The 17,424-nt window shown below is 65.5% G+C and carries 20 protein-coding genes; 4 read left to right on the top strand and 16 right to left on the bottom strand.

The window, feature by feature from the left end:
- Positions 1–310: 310 nt before the first annotated feature.
- The 4 genes from R2C4_RS05280 to ribB all read right to left on the bottom strand — a co-directional run bounded on the left by R2C4_RS05280 (position 311) and on the right by ribB (position 2,973).
- Positions 311–640 carry a hypothetical protein gene (locus R2C4_RS05280; protein WP_141889856.1) on the bottom strand — a complete coding sequence of 110 codons (330 nt, stop codon included), beginning with the start codon at positions 638–640 and terminating at the stop codon, positions 311–313.
- Between the two features lie 173 nt (positions 641–813).
- On the bottom strand, positions 814–1,296 hold the full coding sequence (nusB, locus tag R2C4_RS05275; protein ID WP_058284352.1) for a transcription antitermination factor NusB: 483 nt from the start codon (positions 1,294–1,296) through the stop codon (positions 814–816).
- Positions 1,293–1,844: a 6,7-dimethyl-8-ribityllumazine synthase gene (locus tag R2C4_RS05270; RefSeq protein ID WP_058284351.1), complete on the bottom strand. Its 552-nt coding sequence runs from the start codon at positions 1,842–1,844 to the stop codon at positions 1,293–1,295. The genes nusB and R2C4_RS05270 overlap by 4 nt, the downstream gene beginning before the upstream one ends.
- Position 1,845: 1 nt before the next feature.
- Positions 1,846–2,973, bottom strand: a complete 1,128-nt coding sequence (gene ribB, locus R2C4_RS05265; RefSeq protein ID WP_058284350.1) for a 3,4-dihydroxy-2-butanone-4-phosphate synthase — start codon at positions 2,971–2,973, stop codon at positions 1,846–1,848.
- A 195-nt stretch (positions 2,974–3,168) separates the two neighbouring features.
- Here ribB and R2C4_RS05260 point away from each other — a divergent pair, with 195 nt between their 5' ends.
- Positions 3,169–4,221, top strand: a complete 1,053-nt coding sequence (locus R2C4_RS05260; RefSeq protein ID WP_141889855.1) for a proline racemase family protein — start codon at positions 3,169–3,171, stop codon at positions 4,219–4,221.
- A 169-nt stretch (positions 4,222–4,390) separates the two neighbouring features.
- On the opposite strand, the gene R2C4_RS05255 is transcribed toward R2C4_RS05260, so the two are convergent.
- Entirely contained in the window at positions 4,391–4,978 is a 588-nt protein-coding gene (locus R2C4_RS05255) for a riboflavin synthase (RefSeq protein WP_058284348.1), read from the bottom strand.
- Positions 4,979–5,142: 164 nt separating this feature from the next.
- Between R2C4_RS05255 and R2C4_RS05250 the strand changes: the two genes are divergently transcribed.
- From R2C4_RS05250 to R2C4_RS05240, 3 genes are all read left to right on the top strand, one after another.
- A complete protein-coding gene (locus R2C4_RS05250; RefSeq protein ID WP_141889854.1) occupies positions 5,143–6,435 on the top strand; it encodes a capsule biosynthesis protein in 1,293 nt (430 codons plus the stop codon).
- A gap of 95 nt (positions 6,436–6,530) precedes the next feature.
- Positions 6,531–7,667, top strand: coding sequence for a polysaccharide biosynthesis/export family protein (locus R2C4_RS05245; RefSeq protein WP_141889853.1), 1,137 nt, complete (start codon positions 6,531–6,533; stop codon positions 7,665–7,667).
- A 6-nt stretch (positions 7,668–7,673) separates the two neighbouring features.
- Positions 7,674–9,686 carry a capsular polysaccharide biosynthesis protein gene (locus R2C4_RS05240; protein ID WP_141889852.1) on the top strand — a complete coding sequence of 671 codons (2,013 nt, stop codon included), beginning with the start codon at positions 7,674–7,676 and terminating at the stop codon, positions 9,684–9,686.
- A gap of 187 nt (positions 9,687–9,873) precedes the next feature.
- Here R2C4_RS05240 and ribD read toward each other — a convergent pair whose 3' ends face one another.
- The 11 genes from ribD to rpoD all read right to left on the bottom strand — a co-directional run bounded on the left by ribD (position 9,874) and on the right by rpoD (position 17,304).
- Positions 9,874–10,950 carry a bifunctional diaminohydroxyphosphoribosylaminopyrimidine deaminase/5-amino-6-(5-phosphoribosylamino)uracil reductase RibD gene (gene ribD, locus R2C4_RS05235; protein ID WP_244940821.1) on the bottom strand — a complete coding sequence of 359 codons (1,077 nt, stop codon included), beginning with the start codon at positions 10,948–10,950 and terminating at the stop codon, positions 9,874–9,876.
- A gap of 20 nt (positions 10,951–10,970) precedes the next feature.
- A complete protein-coding gene (nrdR, locus tag R2C4_RS05230) occupies positions 10,971–11,438 on the bottom strand; it encodes a transcriptional regulator NrdR (RefSeq protein ID WP_058284344.1) in 468 nt (155 codons plus the stop codon).
- A gap of 123 nt (positions 11,439–11,561) precedes the next feature.
- The gene (locus tag R2C4_RS05225; RefSeq protein ID WP_141889850.1) at positions 11,562–11,978 is read right to left on the bottom strand and encodes a secondary thiamine-phosphate synthase enzyme YjbQ; all 417 of its coding nucleotides are present in this window, start codon (positions 11,976–11,978) and stop codon (positions 11,562–11,564) included.
- Positions 11,979–12,038: 60 nt separating this feature from the next.
- A complete protein-coding gene (locus R2C4_RS05220) occupies positions 12,039–12,464 on the bottom strand; it encodes a hypothetical protein (RefSeq protein WP_058284342.1) in 426 nt (141 codons plus the stop codon).
- A gap of 47 nt (positions 12,465–12,511) precedes the next feature.
- Positions 12,512–12,922, bottom strand: coding sequence for a hypothetical protein (locus R2C4_RS05215; RefSeq protein WP_141889849.1), 411 nt, complete (start codon positions 12,920–12,922; stop codon positions 12,512–12,514).
- A gap of 119 nt (positions 12,923–13,041) precedes the next feature.
- The gene (locus R2C4_RS05210; protein WP_244940782.1) at positions 13,042–13,443 is read right to left on the bottom strand and encodes a hypothetical protein; all 402 of its coding nucleotides are present in this window, start codon (positions 13,441–13,443) and stop codon (positions 13,042–13,044) included.
- A 106-nt stretch (positions 13,444–13,549) separates the two neighbouring features.
- Entirely contained in the window at positions 13,550–13,846 is a 297-nt protein-coding gene (locus tag R2C4_RS05205) for a hypothetical protein (protein WP_058284340.1), read from the bottom strand.
- 84 nt (positions 13,847–13,930) lie between these two features.
- Positions 13,931–14,476, bottom strand: coding sequence for a DUF4166 domain-containing protein (locus R2C4_RS05200; protein WP_167510241.1), 546 nt, complete (start codon positions 14,474–14,476; stop codon positions 13,931–13,933).
- Positions 14,473–14,904: a thiol-disulfide oxidoreductase DCC family protein gene (locus R2C4_RS05195; RefSeq protein ID WP_141889847.1), complete on the bottom strand. Its 432-nt coding sequence runs from the start codon at positions 14,902–14,904 to the stop codon at positions 14,473–14,475. The genes R2C4_RS05200 and R2C4_RS05195 overlap by 4 nt, the downstream gene beginning before the upstream one ends.
- A gap of 19 nt (positions 14,905–14,923) precedes the next feature.
- The gene (locus R2C4_RS05190; protein WP_141889846.1) at positions 14,924–15,319 is read right to left on the bottom strand and encodes a hypothetical protein; all 396 of its coding nucleotides are present in this window, start codon (positions 15,317–15,319) and stop codon (positions 14,924–14,926) included.
- Positions 15,316–17,304 carry an RNA polymerase sigma factor RpoD gene (gene rpoD, locus R2C4_RS05185; protein WP_141889845.1) on the bottom strand — a complete coding sequence of 663 codons (1,989 nt, stop codon included), beginning with the start codon at positions 17,302–17,304 and terminating at the stop codon, positions 15,316–15,318. The genes R2C4_RS05190 and rpoD overlap by 4 nt, the downstream gene beginning before the upstream one ends.
- Positions 17,305–17,424: the final 120 nt, after the last annotated feature.

Raw genomic sequence — 17,424 nt, 5'->3', positions numbered from 1 at the left:
GTTTTGCCGGGAAATGATGAAAGCCCGCCCCGCGTTCCCCTTGTAACAAGGGGCCGGGCAGCTTACTTACGGCCTTGGCGGGTTCTGCCCTTCTCGTGACAGGCAGCATTCCGGTGGCCTTAAGCAATTCCGAGGGAGCTGGCTCTGTGCGGATCCTGGTCCGTTTACCTGGCGCCCACCTGTATATACAGGTCCTCGGGAATCAAAGCCGCACGGTTGACTGGTGGTCCCGCCGCTTCCCCCCCCTCCGCAAAAGAAAACCGCGCCCTCCGTCAGGAAAGCGCGGTTCGGATTTCCGTTATTCCGCGTATCAGCGGCGGGTGCGCAACTGACGCTGTGCCTGGGATGGCTTTTCGGCGGGCACTTTCACCGGCTGAAACGCATCAACCACAGGCGTGCCGCGGCGGGGGCCGGTGCCTTTCTCAGCCATCGCCATTACGGCCCAGGCGAACTGCACCCCGGCAAAGACGATGCCATGCATGAACCAGAGCAGGAACACCGCCAGCAGCCCCGCATCCGAGGCGGTGACCAGCGACCAGAGGTTCATCACGTTGAACCACAGCAGCACCGCGACAAAGGCGGCCGCGATTCCAAAGCCGATCAGAACATTGCGGATATACATTTTCACCAGTTCAGGCATCTGAGTCCTCCAGATAAGCTCGAAGAGGTTATCAGCCTTTGCAGCGCCGTCCAGCGGTTGCGGGCAGGATGAGCGGAATTTGTCGCACCCTTTGCGCAGCACCAGCCCCTGAAACAAAAAAAGCGCGCCCCGCGGCGCGCCCTTTTATCCTCAAAACCCTGTGCCGGCCGGTCTTAGAACGCGTCCGGCCTGGCCTCCCGCGCCATGTGGTCCAGGACGGCATTGACGAACTTCGGCTCCTTGCCTTCGGGAAAGAAGGCGCGGGCAATGTCGACAAACTCGTTGATCACCACTTTGGGCGGGGTGTCGGACTGGGTCAGCTCAGCCCCCGCCGCGCGGAACAGCGCCCGCAGGGTCGGGTCGATGCGGGCGATCGGCCATTTCGCCACCAGCGCGCGGTCGGTCATCTGGTCGATCCGCGCCTGATAGTTCACCGCTTCACGCACCAGCTTGCGGAAGACCTTGGCATCGCCTTCCGCCATCTCGTCACCTTCATAGACAGCGCCGAACCGGTGGTCCTCGAACTCAACGATCACCTGGTCAAAGGTCTGGCCGCTCTGTTCCATCTGGAACAGCGCCTGCAGCGCATAAAGCCGCGCTGCCGATCTCATCTGATTCTTGCCATTGCCCTTGGGGCGGCTGTCCTGGGTGCTCATGCGCTGGTGGATCCGTTGTCTGTACCGGCGACCTGATACGCCCCTGCGGGCGCTTTGAAGCCGATGCCTTTGGTCTGGGCGCCCCACTTACGCGTGAGTGCGATCAGATGCAAGGCCGCAGCCGCCGCGCCGCCGCCTTTGTTCTGATCGGCGGTATCGGCGCGCACCTCGGCCTGTTTGCGGTTTTCCACGGTCAGGATGCCGTTGCCGATGCACAGGCCCTGCAGCCCCATCAGCTGGATCGCGCGGGAGCTGTCGTTGCAGACGGTGTCGTAGTGTGTGGTCTCGCCGCGGATCACGCAGCCCAGCGCCACATAGCCGTCGAAGTTTGAGCTGCGGTCGGCAATCGCAATTGCGGTCGGCACTTCCAGCGCGCCAGGCACTTCCACGATTTCAAAGGTGCCGCCTGCGGCTTCGATCTCTGCCGCGGCGCCGGCGACCAGATTGTCGGCGATATCCTTGTAGTAGGGCGCGACAACGATCAGCAGCTTCACCGGCTTGTCGAACTTTGCGCGCGGCAGGGTGTAGTGGGTTTCATGTCCGGCCATATCAAGCGTCCTTCAGAATGGGGCGGCTGCCGGTGATGGACAGGCCATAGGCGTCCAGCCCGACGTATTTCGTGGAGGGCGAGTCGGTCAGCAGGACCAGCTCATGCAGGCCCAGGCCCGACAGGATCTGGGCGCCGATGCCGGTCTGTTTGATGGTCACCGTGCGCGGGCCTTCGTCCTCGTTGGCATAAAGCGCGTTGCGCGGCTGGCGGAACAGGGTCACCACACCGCGGCCCTCTTCGGCGATGATCTCCATCGCGCGGGGCAGCTGGCGGGCGGATTTCGGGCCAAGACCCAGGATGTCCGTCGCCTCATGCAGCGCATGGGTGCGCACCAGCACCGGCTCCGGCGTGGTGATGTCCCCCTTGATCATCACCACATGCTCGATACCGTGGGTCTGGTCGGTGAACAGCCGCATTTCCCACTCGCCGCCGAATTCCGAGGTCACGGTCTCGCGCGAGGTTTCCACCACCAGGTTGTCGTTGCGGGCGCGGTAGGTGATCAGGTCGGAGATGGTGCCAATCTTCAGCCCGTGTTTCTGTGCGTATTCGACCAGGTCGGGCAGGCGCGCCATGGTGCCGTCTTCCTTCATGATCTCGCAGATCACCGACGCCGGGTAATGGCCCGCCAGCCGCGCCACATCGCAGCCGGCCTCAGTGTGGCCCGCGCGGACCAGCACCCCGCCCCGGCGCGCGCGCAGCGGGAACACATGGCCCGGCGTGGCGATGTCGGCGGCGGATTTCTCCGGGTCGATGGCGGTGGCCACGGTCAGCGCGCGGTCAGCGGCGGAGATGCCGGTGGAGACCCCCTCGCGCGCCTCGATGGAGACGGTGAAGGCGGTCTCATGGCGCGACGAGTTGTGCAGCGCCATCATCGGCAGGCCCAGCTCCTCGATCCGCTCGGCCGGCAGGGTCAGGCAGATCAGACCGCGGCCATGGGTGGCCATGAAATTGATCGCGGCGGCATCGGCGTGCTGCGCCGGGATCACCAGGTCGCCTTCGTTCTCGCGGTCCTCATGGTCGACCAGGATGAACATGCGGCCCTGGCGGGCCTCTTCAATGATCTCTTCAATCGGGCTGATCGCATCGCGCAGTTGCGCCTCAACCGGCCCCGGTTTTTCAAAGCTCATATGGCAGCCTTTCGATGTGCATGGGCAGCACGCCTGGCACTGCGGGTTCTTTCCCAGCCAGATAGCCCAGGCCGGCGGCAAATGCCAGTCCCGCAAACGGCACCAGGGGGTCTGGACGCGGCCTGTGCAGCTGTGCACAACTGGCTTTGGATCCAATTCAGGATCCCAGATGCCAGATGGTTGGGAGGACCGGACATGCGCGCATCCCGCATACTGCAAGCCGTCGAAGTTCATGCCGAGGGCGAACCGGGCCGGGTGATCACCGGCGGCATGCCGCTGCTGCGGGGCAGCTCGGTGTTCGAGAAGATGCAGGACATGGCCGCCAACCATGACGAGATCCGCCTCTCGATGCTGCGCGAGCCGCGCGGCAATCCCGGCCTGTGCGGCAATGCCATCGTGCCGCCCTGCCACCCGGAGGCCGATGCGGGCTTCATCATTTTCGAGCAGACCGAATACCCGCCGATGTCCGGCTCCAATACCATCTGCGTGGTGACGGTGCTGCTGGAGACCGGAATCGTGCCGATGACGGAGCCGGTGACGGAGCTGACCCTGGAGGCCCCCGCCGGGCTGATCCGGGTGAAGGCCGAATGCCGCGATGGCAAGGTGACGCGGGTAGAGTTCAGGAACGTGCCGGCCTTTGCCATGCATCTGGATGCGCAGGTGGAGGTGGCGGGATTGGGCACCGTCACTGTGGATGTGGCCTGGGGCGGCATGTTCTTTGTGCTGGCCGGGGCCGAAACTCTGGGCGTTGCGCTCGATGCGGACAACGGCGCGGAGATCGTTCGGGTGTCAGAGGCGATCCGCCACGCCGCCGCCGAGCAGCTGCCGGTGGTGCATCCGGACAACCCCGGAATTTCCGGCCCGACCATCACCAACCTTTGGGGCGCGCCGGTGGCGGAAGGAACCCATGGGCGCGGAGCGGTCACCCTTTCGACCGGCCCGTTCGATCCGGAGCGCCCGCAGGACGCCAGCGGCATCCTCGACCGCTCGCCCTGCGGCACCGGCACCTGCGCCAAGATGGCGGTGCTGCACGCGCGCGGGCTGTTGGGGCTAGGCCAGGACTATGTGAACGCCGGGCCGCTGGGCACCACCTTTACCGGGCGGATCGTGGAGGAAACGCAGGTTGGGCCCTACCAAGCGATTGTCCCAACGCTGTCAGGGCAAGGCTGGATCTACGGGCTGAGCCAGTACACGCTGGACCCCAGCGACCCCTTCCCGGCGGGCTACACCGTTGGCGACATGTGGTGACGCGCCGCCTTGGCGGCGCGCGCGGCCCAACGCTTTTGACGGCATATGTGATGCAGGCAAAAGGGGCGGGAGCGTTTGCTCCCCGACGCCCCGGCGCATGAGGGGCGCTGCCCCTCGGCCTGGCGGCCTCACCCCGGAGTATTTCGGGAAAGATGAAAGAGCCCTGCCCTTATCCGGCGTCGTGCAGCCGCGCGACGTAGCGGGCCAGGGTGTCGATTTCCAGGTTGATCTGATCCCCCGCCTTCACATCGCCCCAAGTGGTGACCTCCTTGGTGTGCGGAATGAAGTTGATGCCGAAATCGCAGCCATCCACGTCATTCACCGTCAGCGAGGTGCCATTGAGCGCCACCGAGCCCTTGGGGGCGATGAAGCGGGCCAGCGCCTGCGGCGCGCGCAGGGTGACCCGGGTGCTGTCGCCCTCGTCCGTCATGGCAACCACTTCGGCGACGCCGTCCACATGGCCGGACACGATATGGCCGCCCAGTTCGTCGCCCACTTTCAACGCGCGCTCCAGGTTCACCCGCTTGCCCACGGTCCAGGCGCCGAGGTTGGTCTTTGAGACGGTCTCCGCCGAGACCTGCACGTCGTACCAGTCGTCGCCCAGCGCGATCACCGTCAGGCAGACCCCATCGGAGGCGATCGAGGCGCCGATGTCGATTGTGGCGGTGTCATAGCCGGTGCGGATCCTTGCCCGCAGGTCGCCCTGCTGCTCCAGTTCGGCAATGGTGCCAACGTCAGTGATGATGCCTGTGAACATGGGTGCGCTCCCCGCCGGTGCAATGTCTATCCTGCGGCAGAGGTAGCCAAGCCGTGCGGTCTTCACAAGCCCCGGCTTGCCATCCCCCCCGCTGAAGCCTTAGTTTCGCCGCACTCAAATATTATCCGATCCTTATCTTAGTCTTTCGAGTTCAGCCCCCTGTGATGCCCACCCCTGCCGAAAAGCACCGGAGCTTTCTGTTCCTGCAAGGCCCGCACGGGCCGTTTTTTGCTGCCCTCGGAAAAATGCTGCAGGCGGCGGGCTGCGAGGTGGCGCGGGTCGGGTTCAATGCAGGCGATCAAGCCTTCTGGCGCGGCAGGGAGAGCTTTATTCCGTTCACCGGACCGCAGCGGGAGTGGCCTGACGTGCTGGCCGGGCTGCTGGACAGCCGCGGCATCACCGATCTTGTGCTTTACGGCGACACCCGGCCCGTACACGCCGCCGCAGTGGCGGCGGCCCGGCAGCGCGGGCTGACGGTGCATGTGTTTGAGGAAGGCTATTTGCGTCCCTACTGGGTGACCTATGAGCGCGGCGGCGCCAATGGCCATTCGCGGCTGATGGACATGACCGTGCCGCAGATGCAGGAAGCGCTGGCGCTGTCGGACATGGAGGCGCCGCTGCCGCCTGCGCATTGGGGCGATATGCGCCAGCATGTTTTCTATGGCGCGCTGTACCATTGGTTCGTGATGTTCCGGAACCGCAAGTACCGCAACTTCCGCCCGCACCGGGCGCTGCCTGTAACCAAGGAATTCCAGCTCTACCTCAAGCGCTTGCTGCTGATGCCCGTCCAGGCGCTGGAGCGGCGGCTGGCGGAGCAGCGCATCCGCGGCGGCGGCTTTCCCTATCACCTTGCGCTGCTGCAGCTGGAGCATGACAGCTCGTTCCAGATGCATTCCCCGTTCAGCAGCATGGGCGAATTCCTGGCGGAGGTGATCGGCGGTTTCGCCGCAGGCGCCCCGCGCCACCACCACCTGGTGATCAAGGCGCACCCGCTGGAGGATGGCCGTGCCCAAGTGCGCCGCACCCTGCGGCGGCTTGCGCGGGCGCATGGCATTGCCGACCGGGTGCATTACGTGCGCGGCGGCAAGCTGGCGCAGCTATTGAACGAGGCGCGCACAGCGGTGACCGTCAATTCCACCGCTGGCCAGCAGGTGCTGTGGCGCGGCATCCCGCTGCGGGTGTTTGGCCGCGCGGTCTATGGCAAGCCTGAGTTTGTCTCGGAGCAGCCGCTGGCGGAATTCTTTGCCGCCGCCAGCCGCCCTGACAGCCGCGCCTACAAGGATTACCGCCGCTTTCTTCTGGAAACCTCGCAGGTGCCCGGAGGGTATTATTCGCGCAATGGGCGCCGCCAGCTGCTGCGCCAGGTGGCGGATATGATGCTGGCGGAGGAAGATCCTTATGACGCGCTGCGCCTGGGCACAGCGGCACCGCGGCAACAGTTTCGCCTTGTGACCTGACGCAGATTTGCCCTAAGACTGGATTTTTCCCTGCTGCCCGGTTAGGTTGCCGGTAAAACTTGAGGCAAACAATAATTGGTCGAGGAGACCGAGCAGTGAAATCCGTTCCCCTTCGCTGGGCGCGTCCGGTGGCCATGCTGGCCGCCTTGACGCTGGCCGCCTCCTGCGGCCTGCCCAAAGTCGGCCCCAACAAGCGCCAGATCTTCGCCGGGTCCGTGCAGCGGGAAGGCGATGCCTTTATCGTCTCCGTCAACGACCGGGTGGCCCGCGCCACGGCGGTGGTGCCTGCCCTGGGGTTCTCCTCCGGGTTCACCTCGGCGGGGCGGCTGACTTCTGACACCATCCGCCCCGGCGATGTGCTGGGCCTGACGGTCTGGGAAAACGTCGATGACGGGCTGCTGGCCGCCGAGGCCACCAATGCCACCGTGCTGGAAGAGGTGCAGGTCGACAGCGCCGGCTATATCTTTGTGCCCTATGCGGGCCGCCTGCGGGCGTCCGGCAATACACCGGATCAGCTGCGCGAGACCATCACCCGGAAGCTGGAAGACCAGACCCCGGATCCGCAGGTGCAGGTGCGCCGCCTGGCAGGCGACGGGGCGACTGTCAGCCTCACCGGCTCCGTCGGCGCCCAGGGCGTCTATCCGATCGAACGCCCGACCCGGACCCTGTCCTCCATGCTGGCCAAGGCCGGCGGTGTGACGATCCAGCCGGAGATTGCCCAGGTCACCGTGATCCGCGGCCACGAAAAGGGCAAGATCTGGTTCCAGGACCTGTTCGACAACCCGGCGCTGGATGTCGCCCTGCGCGGCGGCGACCGCATTCTGGTGGAGGAGGACACCCGCTCCTTCACCGCCCTTGGCGCAACCTCCGCCCAGGCGCGGGTGCCGTTTGAAAGCCAGGACCTGTCCGCGCTGGAGGCCATTGCCCAGGTCGGCGGCCTGATCTCCACCGCCTCGGACCCTACGGGCGTGTTTGTGCTGCGCAACGAGCCTGCCGAAATCGCCAACCAGGTGCTGGGCCGCGACGATCTGATCGGCGCCCAGCGCATGGTCTATGTGCTGAACCTGACACAGCCGAACGGGCTGTTTGTCGCCCGCGATTTTGTGATCCGCGACGACGACACGCTTTATGTCACCGAAGCGCCGTATGCGCAGTGGACCAAGACCATCTCGCTGCTGGTGACGCCGGTCGGATCCCTGTCGAGCGTTTCGACCGCGCTGGACGGCAGCTAAAACAGCATGAGCCTGACCGCAGGCCAGCACAAAGCCGGGAGCGCTGCGTCCCGGCTTTTTGTTTACAACGGCGGCTTTCTGACCCAGCGCCGGGTGCGGCGCATCCTGCAATTATCCGGCTACGATATCCGGCTGGGGCTGCCGCAGCCCGAAGACCTCGTCGGCATCTGGGGCGCCTCCCCCACGGCGCAGCGCGGGCTGGCAGTGGCGCAGAAGCGCGGCTGCGGGCTGCTGCGGGTCGAGGATGCCTTCTTGCGCTCGGTCCATCCCGGCCGCGCCGGGGAGCCGCCTGCGGGCCTGCTGCTGGACAGCGCCGGAGTGCACTTCGACGCTGGCGTGCCGTCGGATCTGGAGCAGCTCCTGGCCAGCCACCCGCTGGATGACGCGCATCTGATGCGCCGGGCGCGCGATGCGGTTGCGCGGCTCAAAGCCGCGCATCTCAGCAAATACAACGCTTTTGATCCCGAAGATCCGGTGCCGGAGCCCGGCTATGTGCTGGTGGCGGACCAGGCACGGGACGATGCCTCCGTCACCGCATCGCGCGCGGACCGCGCCCGGTTTCTGGAGATGCTGGCCTTTGCCCAGGAGGAGCACCCCGGCGCGCGGGTGCTGATCAAGACCCATCCCGAAACGCTGCACGGCTACCGGGCGGGCTATTTCAGCGCCCTTGACGCACAGGGGCGGGTCGAGCTGTTCACCGGCAGCGTGTCGCCCTGGGCGCTGCTGGAGGGCGCGGTCGGGGTCTATACCGTCTCGTCGCAGCTGGGGTTCGAGGCGATCCTGGCAGGCCACAAGCCGCGGGTCTTCGGCCAGCCGTTTTATGCGGGCTGGGGGCTGAGCACGGACGACGCGCCGCCCGCGCGGCGGCAGCGGCGGCTGACACGGTCGCAGCTGTTTGCGGCGGCGATGATCCTTTACCCGAAATGGCACGACCCGTTCCGGGATGAGCTGTGCGAGCTGGAAACGGTGCTGGACAATCTGGAGGCGCGCGTCCGCGCCTGGCGGCAGGACCATTGTGGTTGGGCCGCCTCCGGAATGCGGATGTGGAAGCGAAGGCCGCTGCAACAGTTCTATGGCGCAGAAAAGAAGGTGCTGTTCACCGAAGACCCGGCCAAGGCACAGGCCAGTGGCCGCAACTGGATGGTCTGGGCCGGCAAGGCAACAGAGGCGCATAAAGGCGCGGTGCGGGTGGAGGACGGCTTCCTGCGCTCGCGCGGACTGGGCGCGGAGCTGGTGCCGCCGCTGTCGCTGGTGACCGACCGGAGCGGGATCTACTACGATCCGCGCACGCCCTCCGGCCTGGATGCGCTGATTGCCCGCCGGGTGGACATGACCCAGGCGGAGGCGCTGCGGGCCGAACGCCTGGTGCAGTCGCTGGTCCGGGACGGCGTGTCGAAATACAACCTTGGCGGCGCCGTCCCGGCGCTGCCGGACGGCCGCCGGATCCTGGTGCCGGGCCAGGTGGAGGATGATGCGTCGATCCTGTGCGGCGCCGGGCAGGTGCGGACCAACCTGGAGCTTTTGCGCGCCGCGCGGGACGCCAACCCGGAGGCGGTGATCATCTACAAGCCGCACCCGGATGTGGAGGCCGGGCTGCGCAAAGGCCAGGTGAATGCCGAGGGGCTGGCGGACATTGTCGCCGCGCAGGCAGACCCCATGGCCCTGCTGGAGAACGTGCAGGAGGTGTGGACGATGACCTCGCTCCTGGGGTTCGAGGCGCTGCTGCGCGGGGTGAAGGTGACGACGCTGGGCACGCCGTTTTATGCCGGCTGGGGGCTGACCGCGGATCTGGCGCCGGTGCCGCCCTGGCGGACGGCACAGGTGCCGCTGTTGGGCCTCGCCCATGCGGCGCTGATCGACTACCCGCGCTATTTCGACCCGGTGACCGGCCAGCCCTGCCCGGTAGAGGTGGCGGTGCGGCGCCTGCGCGAAGGCCGCCTGCCGCATCCGGGCCTTGGCAACCGCCTGCTCTCCAAACTTCAGGGACTGTTTGCGACTTACGCCCGCCTCTGGCGCTGAGCCCAGCAGCAAGCGGCACCGGCAGACCTCCCGCGCCCGCAGGACGCCCTGGCTGGCGCCAGCGCATCTTTGGCGGCCTTGGGCGTGGCCCGGCGCAAGGCGCCGGGCCACGCCCAACGGGAGCGGAGCATGACCATGCTCCGGCGACGGGCGGGAGAAACCGCCTGACAGGAAAGATAGCAGGCCGTCAGCGCAGCGCGCGGGTCCAGCGGTGCAGGATGTCAGGGCCAAGGGGGCGGGTTTCGACCAGCTCGAACCGCGGCGCTTCCTCCAGCCGGCCGATGCCCAGGGCCCCGATCGAGGGGAGCCCCTCGGCGCCGATCCCCAGACCGGCGGTGAAACCGATCAGCTCATCCACCAGATCAAAGGCCAGGAGCGAAGCCGCCAAGGCGCTGCCGCCCTCGCAGAACACACGGGTCAGACCCGCCTGCCCCAGCTGCTGCAGAACATCCGCCGCGTCCAGCTGCACCCCGTGCGAGGCGCAGGGGATCAGCTTGGCCCCCAGCCCTTCCCAGGCCTGAATACGCTCCTGATCCGCACCATGGCCGTGGCAGAGCCAGACCGGCACCTGTTTGGCCGTGCGGGCCAGCTGGCCCATCAGCGGCAGGTCCAGGTGGCGGGAGATCACCACCCGCACCGGCTGCCGCTCCACCCCCAGATCGCGCACCGTCAGCGAGGGATCATCCGCCCGCGCCGTGCCGCCGCCGACCATCACCGCGTCATGGCGCGCCCGCATCGCATGCACGGCGCGGCGCGCCTCCGGCCCGGTGATCCATTTGCTCTGCCCCGATCCGGTGGCAATGCGGCCGTCGAAACTGCTGGCCAGCTTCAGCGTCACCAGCGGACGGCCCTGTTCGGTCTTCAGGAAGAACCCGGCATGATCGCGTGCCGCCTGGGCGCCCCAGACGCCCGTGTCCACCCGGATGCCCGCGTCCCGCAGCATCCGGATGCCCTGGCCGGAAACCCGCGGATCGCTGTCCCCGATCGCGGCCACAACCCGCGCCACCCCGGCCTTGATCAGCGCCTGCGCGCAGGGCGGCGTTGCCCCCTGATGGGCGCAAGGCTCCAGCGTGACATAGGCGGTGGCGCCGCGGGCGGCCTCACCGGCCTGCGCCAGCGCTTCGGTTTCCGCATGGGGACGGCCACCCGGCTTGGTCCAGCCGCGGCCCACAATGCGTCGGCCCTGCACGATGACACAGCCCACAGCCGGATTCGGCCAGCAATTGCCCTGCCCGCGCCGCCCCAGGGACAGCGCCAGCGCCATGTAACGGTGATCTGTGTCCATTATTCTTCCGGGGCCGCCGGCGGGCGCAGCTCGTGGACAAAATCCTCGAAGTCGTCTGCCGCCTGGAAGTTCTTGTAAACACTGGCAAAGCGCACATAAGCTACGGTGTCGATCCGGGCCAGCGCCTCCATCACGATCTCGCCGATCTTTTTGGAGGGGATGTCGGTCTCGCCCATGCTTTCCAGCCGCCGCACGATGCCGGAAATCATCTGGTCGATGCGTTCCGGCTCAATCGGGCGCTTCTGCATCGAGATGCGGATCGAACGCTCCAGCTTGTCGCGGTCGAAATCCTCGCGTTTGCCATTGGTCTTGATGACCACCAGATCGCGCAGCTGCACCCGCTCATAGGTAGTGAACCGGCCGCCGCAGGCGGGGCAGAACCGGCGCCTGCGGATCGAAACATGATCTTCGGCGGGGCGTGAATCCTTGACCTGAGTGTCGATATTTCCGCAAAATGGGCAGCGCATCCGCCTGCTTCCTCAATCCTGTCAGTTTGATTATTAGTGCCGGGATCGGCCCGGTTATCCACAACTATAGGCTACCCTCCAGAATTTGGGTAGAGGTGATTTCCCGCCGCTAGATAAAGAGGGTTACTCCAAGTGCGCCGCCACCCGGCGCTGGTGCGGGGCATCGCGGTGTTCAAACAGGTAGACCCCCTGCCAGGTGCCCAAAACCGGCGCGCCGCCCGCCACCGGGATGGTCAGGCTCACCGGCATCAGGGCTGCCTTGATATGGGCAGGCATGTCGTCCGGGCCTTCATAGGTGTGGCGCAGGTAAGACATCGACGGATGGTTCGAGGGCGGCACCAGCCGGGCAAAGAACGCCCGCAGGTCTGTCTGCACCTCGGGGTCGGCGTTTTCCTGGATCAGCAGCGAGCAGGATGTGTGGCGGACAAACAGCGTCAGCAGCCCCTCCTGCAGGCCGATTGCGGCCACCCAGGACTGTATCCCGGCAGTAAACTCATAAAGGCCCTGCCCCCGCGTCGGAATGGTGAATTCATGATGCATGAGGCAGTTTTGGCGCAAACCGGACCGGCAGGCAACTGAGGCGGCTCATAAAACCGCTGGTTACGGCAGCCAGCGGTCGCGCCCGGGCAGCCGGTCATAGCAATAGGTCTGCGCTGCCGTCACCCGCAGGCTGTCGCCCGCCTGCCGCACGTTCAGCGACAGGCTGCCGGAGCGGTCAGGCACCCCGGGCGGCAGGCCAAAGGCGAATTGCACCGCCTTGCGGCCCGGCCGGTTGACCGAAGGCCCCTCGCCGCGCCAGACGTAAATCCGCTGGTTCACCGGCGCCCGCAGCTGGCGGATGGCGAAGTCAGCGATGCTGCACCAGTAGTCCTGTGCGCCGGACCGGCTCCGGGCCACCACTTCCCAAACACCTTCGGAGACCGGCAGCACCTCGTTCCGGTTGATCGCCCGCCAGGCGGAAGCGGGCACCGGAACGGCCAGAACCAATGCCAGCAGCCCTGGCAGCCACAGTTTTTTAATGCTCATTTCAATCCCCTTCCCCGCCGCCGCGGCGGCCGCGGATCAATCTGGTTTCAGGGCCGCCCAAACGGCACGAAGCAGTACTCATGGGCCCTTAACACACTCATTGTATCACCAGCTTGCAGGCTGTTAACAGACCCGTATCCGCCCGCCGGTGCGGCAGCCGCCAAATTCGGGTCCAGCGTGAACTGAACCGCGGAGCGGCGCCCCGTGGTTTTGCTGGGACCAAGGCCGCGGTAGATATACAGGCTGGTGCTCCAGGGCCGCCGCAGCACGCGCTGCACGTGATCCGCAGCGCCGCACCAGAACAGATAGCCGTTGCCGCTGCGGGCAATGACTTCGAAGACGCCATCGGACACCGCATTGACCCGGATGCTATGGCGGCTGGCGTTGGCGGCGGACACGTCCGGCAGCGCCAGGATCAAGGACGCGGCAAGGACCGTGGCGGCGGTTGCTGGTTTCATGTGATCTTCCCTCCGGTCTGAAGGTTGCCCGCCCGGCCGGGCGGCTCCCCCTCAAGGGTAGGAAGATTTGAGACACAAGCCAGTCACACTGCCGTGCGTGCCCGGGCCTGCAGCGCCGGTTACAACGCGGACGCCTGCGCGCAGTAGCCATACCCCTGCTGCACAGACATGCTTTCGCCGGGGCGGAAGCCAAGCGACAGCCAGCCGATCTTGGGCGTGATGCCGGCCCGCTTGGGGTACAGGGTGAACTGCACCGACGAGCGGCGGCCGGTCGTCACGCTCATGTCCCGTCCGCGCACCACATAGAAACGGTCGGTCCAGTTTGCCCCCAGTTCCCGGCGGGCATACTGGGCGGCGGCGCACCAGTAATCCCAGGTGCCTCCGGATCTGCCCGGCACCACCTCGTAGATGATTTCATCGACCGGCAGCACCCGCACGCCCCGGTTGGCGAGGAAAGGCTCTGCGGCCGCAGGAACCGCGCCGAGACAGGCCAGGCCAAGCGCGCACATGAAGTTTCTCATCCGGAAATATCCCTTTGCTTCTTTCAGCATAGGGATTGGCGGCAAGGGCTCCAAGCGCCGCTTGCGGGCTGGGGCGCCTGCTCTCGCAGATGTGTGCAGGCTGATGTCAGGCCCGAACCGGGAACGGAATGATCTCCGCGCTTTCCTGCTGGCGGCCCAGAACCTCCTCCAGGACAGCCAGAACGGCAGCGTTGGGCGCTGTGCCGGTTTCCGGGTGGAACCTGACCCGGGCCTGGCGCCGCAGCATGGCCTTGGAGCTGCTGGCGTCCAACTGCTGCAGGGTGCCGCCCTGCTGCGCCAGCGCCTCGACCATGAACTGGTTGGCCGTCACCAGATCGTTGAGCGAACGGAGCTTGTCCGTCAGCGCGGCAAGCGCCTCATTCATATCGGCGTGTTCAGACATCTTCTTCCCCCCGGAAGACCTTTGGCGATACCCGGGATTTTACGCGCCGCCGCCGCGCGGAACAACGCCAGGGTTACCAAATGGTTAACGCCTGACGTCCAGCTCCGGCAGCACGATATGGCCGCTGTAGCGCACCAGCAGGCCGATCCGCGGCAGGCTGGCAGAGATGTCAAATCCCAGGTGCCCCTTCGGCGTCTCATACTCCATTGACGCGCTTTGCGGGCACAGGGCGCGGGGCAGCGGCAGGCCGAACAGCCGCGCCCTTTCCACTGTCACCACCAGCGCGCCTTGCTGGACCGAGGCCGCCAGTTCCAGCTCCACCGGCCCGAAGCGTTCCACGGCCCGCCCCTTGCGCGGATCAAACCGCAGGCGCGAGCGGGTCTGGTACTTGCCGAAACTGCGCTGCCACACATGGCCCCTGCCCTGCGGGGCGACATCCAGCCGGAAGCGGGTGCGGGGCATCGGCGGCGGAAACCCTGCCAGACCGGCCAGCAGCCGCGCCCAGCCGTTGCCGCCCTCAACCGTGACAACGCCCTGGCTGCGCTCCGGCGGCTGCGCGTGGAACCGCAGCAGAGCGGGCGGCACCTCCAGCCGTTGCGCTGCGATGATCTCGCCAAAGGCGTCCCTCATGTGCCAAAGCCCCCGGCAGCAAAGCGGGCGCGGACCTCCGGGCTGGGGATCATGCAGCGGTCATAGCGGCCGAACAGACGGTAGCGGTTGCGGGCGACGCTGAAATAAAGCGGATCTTTGAGCCATCCCGGCAGAAACCGGCAGGCCGACAGAACCGGCCACGGCCAGGGCAGCGCCCGCATCGCCGCGGCAAAGGCATCGAGCCGCTGGTAAGTGCGGCCGTTGATAATCACCAGGTTGGTCTCGAACTCATCTGCGGACAGACCGTGGTCCCGGTACAGCTTCTGCCCTAGCGGCGACTGCGCGGTGGCAAAAGAGAACCGCCCCGCCCGGTCATGGCGCAGCATGAAACGGAAGAAACCAGAGCACAGAACGCACTCGCCGTCGAAGACGATGAGGCTATCGAAATTCGAACTGAAAACCTTCACCCTCAGCCCCCCTTGGCCGCTAAGATGAAATCTCGGCGGGCTTCGACTGCCACACAATCGAAAATGACGTTACAGGAAGAGCAACATTGCCACCGTAGCTGGCCAGCTCAAGTCCGAGCAGGCAGTCATCAATGTAGTATACTGCCGCGCAAGCGCCGTGTTCGATACTCTCGCTATCGACGAAAATATCCAGGGGCTCCAACACGGCCCTTTCGGGATAGCCTGCAGAATTTTGAGGCCGGAAATCCGTATACAATCCATGAACGGTATAGTTCCGGTGAACGACGCTTAATTCTTCGTTCACCGAACTCTTTAGGGTCGGCACCTGAACAAAGGCTGCAGCAACAATTGCACGCTCCAGCTCAGACAGCGCATCCCCCGGATCATAATCCATGATCCAGGGGATCAGGCTCATTGATCCAGGAAGCTGCGCAGCTTGCGCGAGCGGCTGGGGTGCTTCAGCTTCCGAAGCGCCTTCGCCTCGATCTGGCGGATCCGTTCGCGGGTCACGCTGAACTGCTGGCCGACTTCCTCCAGCGTGTGGTCGGTGTTCATACCGATGCCAAACCGCATCCGCAGGACCCGCTCCTCGCGCGGGGTGAGCGAGGCCAGAACCCGGGTGGTGGTTTCCTTGAGGTTTTCCTGAATGGCGCTGTCCAGAGGCAGCACAGCATTCTTGTCCTCGATGAAATCGCCCAGCTGCGAATCTTCCTCGTCCCCGATCGGGGTTTCAAGGCTGATCGGCTCCTTGGCGATCTTCATCACCTTGCGGACCTTCTCCAGCGGCATCTGCAGCTTGTCGGCCAGTTCCTCCGGGGTCGGCTCGCGGCCGATCTCGTGCAGCATCTGGCGGCCGGTGCGGACCAGCTTGTTGATGGTCTCGATCATGTGGACCGGGATCCGGATGGTGCGGGCCTGGTCCGCGATGGAGCGGGTGATGGCCTGACGGATCCACCAGGTCGCATAGGTCGAGAACTTGTAGCCGCGGCGGTATTCGAACTTGTCGACCGCCTTCATCAGGCCGATGTTGCCCTCCTGGATCAGATCCAGGAACTGCAGGCCGCGGTTGGTGTATTTCTTGGCGATGGAGATCACCAGGCGCAGGTTGGCCTCGACCATTTCCTTCTTGGCCTGGCGGGCTTCTTTCTCGCCCTTCTGAACCTGCTGCACGATGCGGCGGAATTCAGAGATGTCCAGACCGACATACTGGCCCACCTGGGCCATGTCGGAGCGCAGCTCCTCAACCTTGTCGGTGGAGCGTTCAATGAACATCTGCCAGCCGCGGCCCGGCTTCTCGCCCATTTCCGACAGCCAGTTCGGGTCCAGCTCGCGGCCGCGGTAGGCGTCAATGAACTCGCGGCGGTTGATGCGGGCCTGGTCGGCCAGCTTCACCATCGAGCTGTCGATCTGCATGACACGGCGGTTGATGCCGTAAAGCTGGTCGATCAGCGCTTCGATCCGATTGTTGTGCAGGTGAAGGCCGTTCACCAGTTCAACGATTTCGGAGCGCAGCGACTGGTAGCGCGCCTCGTCTTCCGAGCTGAAGGAGCCGTCCTCGTTCAGAGTGGCCGAGATCCGGCTGTCCTGCATTTCGCTCAGCTCGGCGAAGTCGGTGGAAATCCGCTCCAGCGTGGTCAGCACCCGGTCCTTGAGCGCAGCCTCCATCGCGGCCAGCGACATGTTGGCCTGATCGTCCTCGTCGTCATCGTCGTCGGTGGAGATCGGGTTGCCGTCGGCGTCCAGCTCCGGGCCTTCCTCCCTGGCCGGCTTGGCCGCGGCCTGTACCGCGGAAGCGTCGACCACCGGGGTCTCTTCCTCGCCGTCCTCGTCCAGCTGGTTGCCGAAAGTGGCCTCCAGGTCGATGACGTCGCGCAGGAGAATGTCCTCGGACAGAAGTTCGTCGTGCCAGATGGTGATCGCCTGGAAGGTCAGCGGGCTTTCGCACAGGCCCGCAATCATCGTGTTGCGGCCGGCCTCGATGCGCTTGGCAATCGCGATCTCGCCCTCGCGGCTCAGCAGCTCGACCGAGCCCATTTCGCGCAGGTACATGCGCACCGGGTCGTCGGTGCGGTCCAGCTTCTCGGTCTGCGCGCCTGCCAGCGCAACCTCGCGCGGGCCTTCGGTGGTCACAAGGTCGGTGGCGCCCTTGTTCTCTTCTTCCTCGGCCTCTTCGTCCTCGATGATGTTGATGCCCATTTCGCTGAGCATCGACATCACGTCTTCGATCTGTTCCGAGCTGACCTGATCCGGCGGCAGAACCTGATTGAGCTGATCGTAGGTGATGTAGCCTTTTTCGCGGGCTTCCGCGATCATCTTCTTGACCTGAGCCTGGCTCATATCAAGGGAGATTTCGGCGTCCTGATCGTCAGGTTTGCGGTCGTCGGTGTCTTTGGCGGCCATTCAATGCTCCTACTCAGGGGCTGCGGGGCAGTTCGAATCACGCGAATCATGTGCGCGATCATCCGATTCGTCACCCCGTTTACCCAATTTTCCTGTGCTCTTCCTTAGCAAAACGCAGAA

It is taken from the genome of Leisingera aquaemixtae (assembly GCF_006740765.1).
Taxonomy (GTDB): Bacteria; Pseudomonadota; Alphaproteobacteria; order Rhodobacterales; family Rhodobacteraceae; genus Leisingera; species Leisingera aquaemixtae.
Note: the sequence above shows the minus strand (reverse complement) of the source record. Positions and strands in the feature narration are given on the sequence as shown.

Coding starts and splice junctions, on each gene's coding strand:
- R2C4_RS05280 (WP_141889856.1), bottom strand. CDS start 640: ATGCCTGAACTGGTGAAAATGTATATCCGCAATGTTCTGATCGGCTTT.
- nusB (WP_058284352.1), bottom strand. CDS start 1,296: ATGAGCACCCAGGACAGCCGCCCCAAGGGCAATGGCAAGAATCAGATG.
- R2C4_RS05270 (WP_058284351.1), bottom strand. CDS start 1,844: ATGGCCGGACATGAAACCCACTACACCCTGCCGCGCGCAAAGTTCGAC.
- ribB (WP_058284350.1), bottom strand. CDS start 2,973: ATGAGCTTTGAAAAACCGGGGCCGGTTGAGGCGCAACTGCGCGATGCG.
- R2C4_RS05260 (WP_141889855.1), top strand. CDS start 3,169: ATGCGCGCATCCCGCATACTGCAAGCCGTCGAAGTTCATGCCGAGGGC.
- R2C4_RS05255 (WP_058284348.1), bottom strand. CDS start 4,978: ATGTTCACAGGCATCATCACTGACGTTGGCACCATTGCCGAACTGGAG.
- R2C4_RS05250 (WP_141889854.1), top strand. CDS start 5,143: ATGCCCACCCCTGCCGAAAAGCACCGGAGCTTTCTGTTCCTGCAAGGC.
- R2C4_RS05240 (WP_141889852.1), top strand. CDS start 7,674: ATGAGCCTGACCGCAGGCCAGCACAAAGCCGGGAGCGCTGCGTCCCGG.
- ribD (WP_244940821.1), bottom strand. CDS start 10,950: ATGGCGCTGGCGCTGTCCCTGGGGCGGCGCGGGCAGGGCAATTGCTGG.
- nrdR (WP_058284344.1), bottom strand. CDS start 11,438: ATGCGCTGCCCATTTTGCGGAAATATCGACACTCAGGTCAAGGATTCA.
- R2C4_RS05225 (WP_141889850.1), bottom strand. CDS start 11,978: ATGCATCATGAATTCACCATTCCGACGCGGGGGCAGGGCCTTTATGAG.
- R2C4_RS05220 (WP_058284342.1), bottom strand. CDS start 12,464: ATGAGCATTAAAAAACTGTGGCTGCCAGGGCTGCTGGCATTGGTTCTG.
- R2C4_RS05215 (WP_141889849.1), bottom strand. CDS start 12,922: ATGAAACCAGCAACCGCCGCCACGGTCCTTGCCGCGTCCTTGATCCTG.
- R2C4_RS05210 (WP_244940782.1), bottom strand. CDS start 13,443: ATGAGAAACTTCATGTGCGCGCTTGGCCTGGCCTGTCTCGGCGCGGTT.
- R2C4_RS05205 (WP_058284340.1), bottom strand. CDS start 13,846: ATGTCTGAACACGCCGATATGAATGAGGCGCTTGCCGCGCTGACGGAC.
- R2C4_RS05200 (WP_167510241.1), bottom strand. CDS start 14,476: ATGAGGGACGCCTTTGGCGAGATCATCGCAGCGCAACGGCTGGAGGTG.
- R2C4_RS05190 (WP_141889846.1), bottom strand. CDS start 15,319: ATGAGCCTGATCCCCTGGATCATGGATTATGATCCGGGGGATGCGCTG.
- rpoD (WP_141889845.1), bottom strand. CDS start 17,304: ATGGCCGCCAAAGACACCGACGACCGCAAACCTGACGATCAGGACGCC.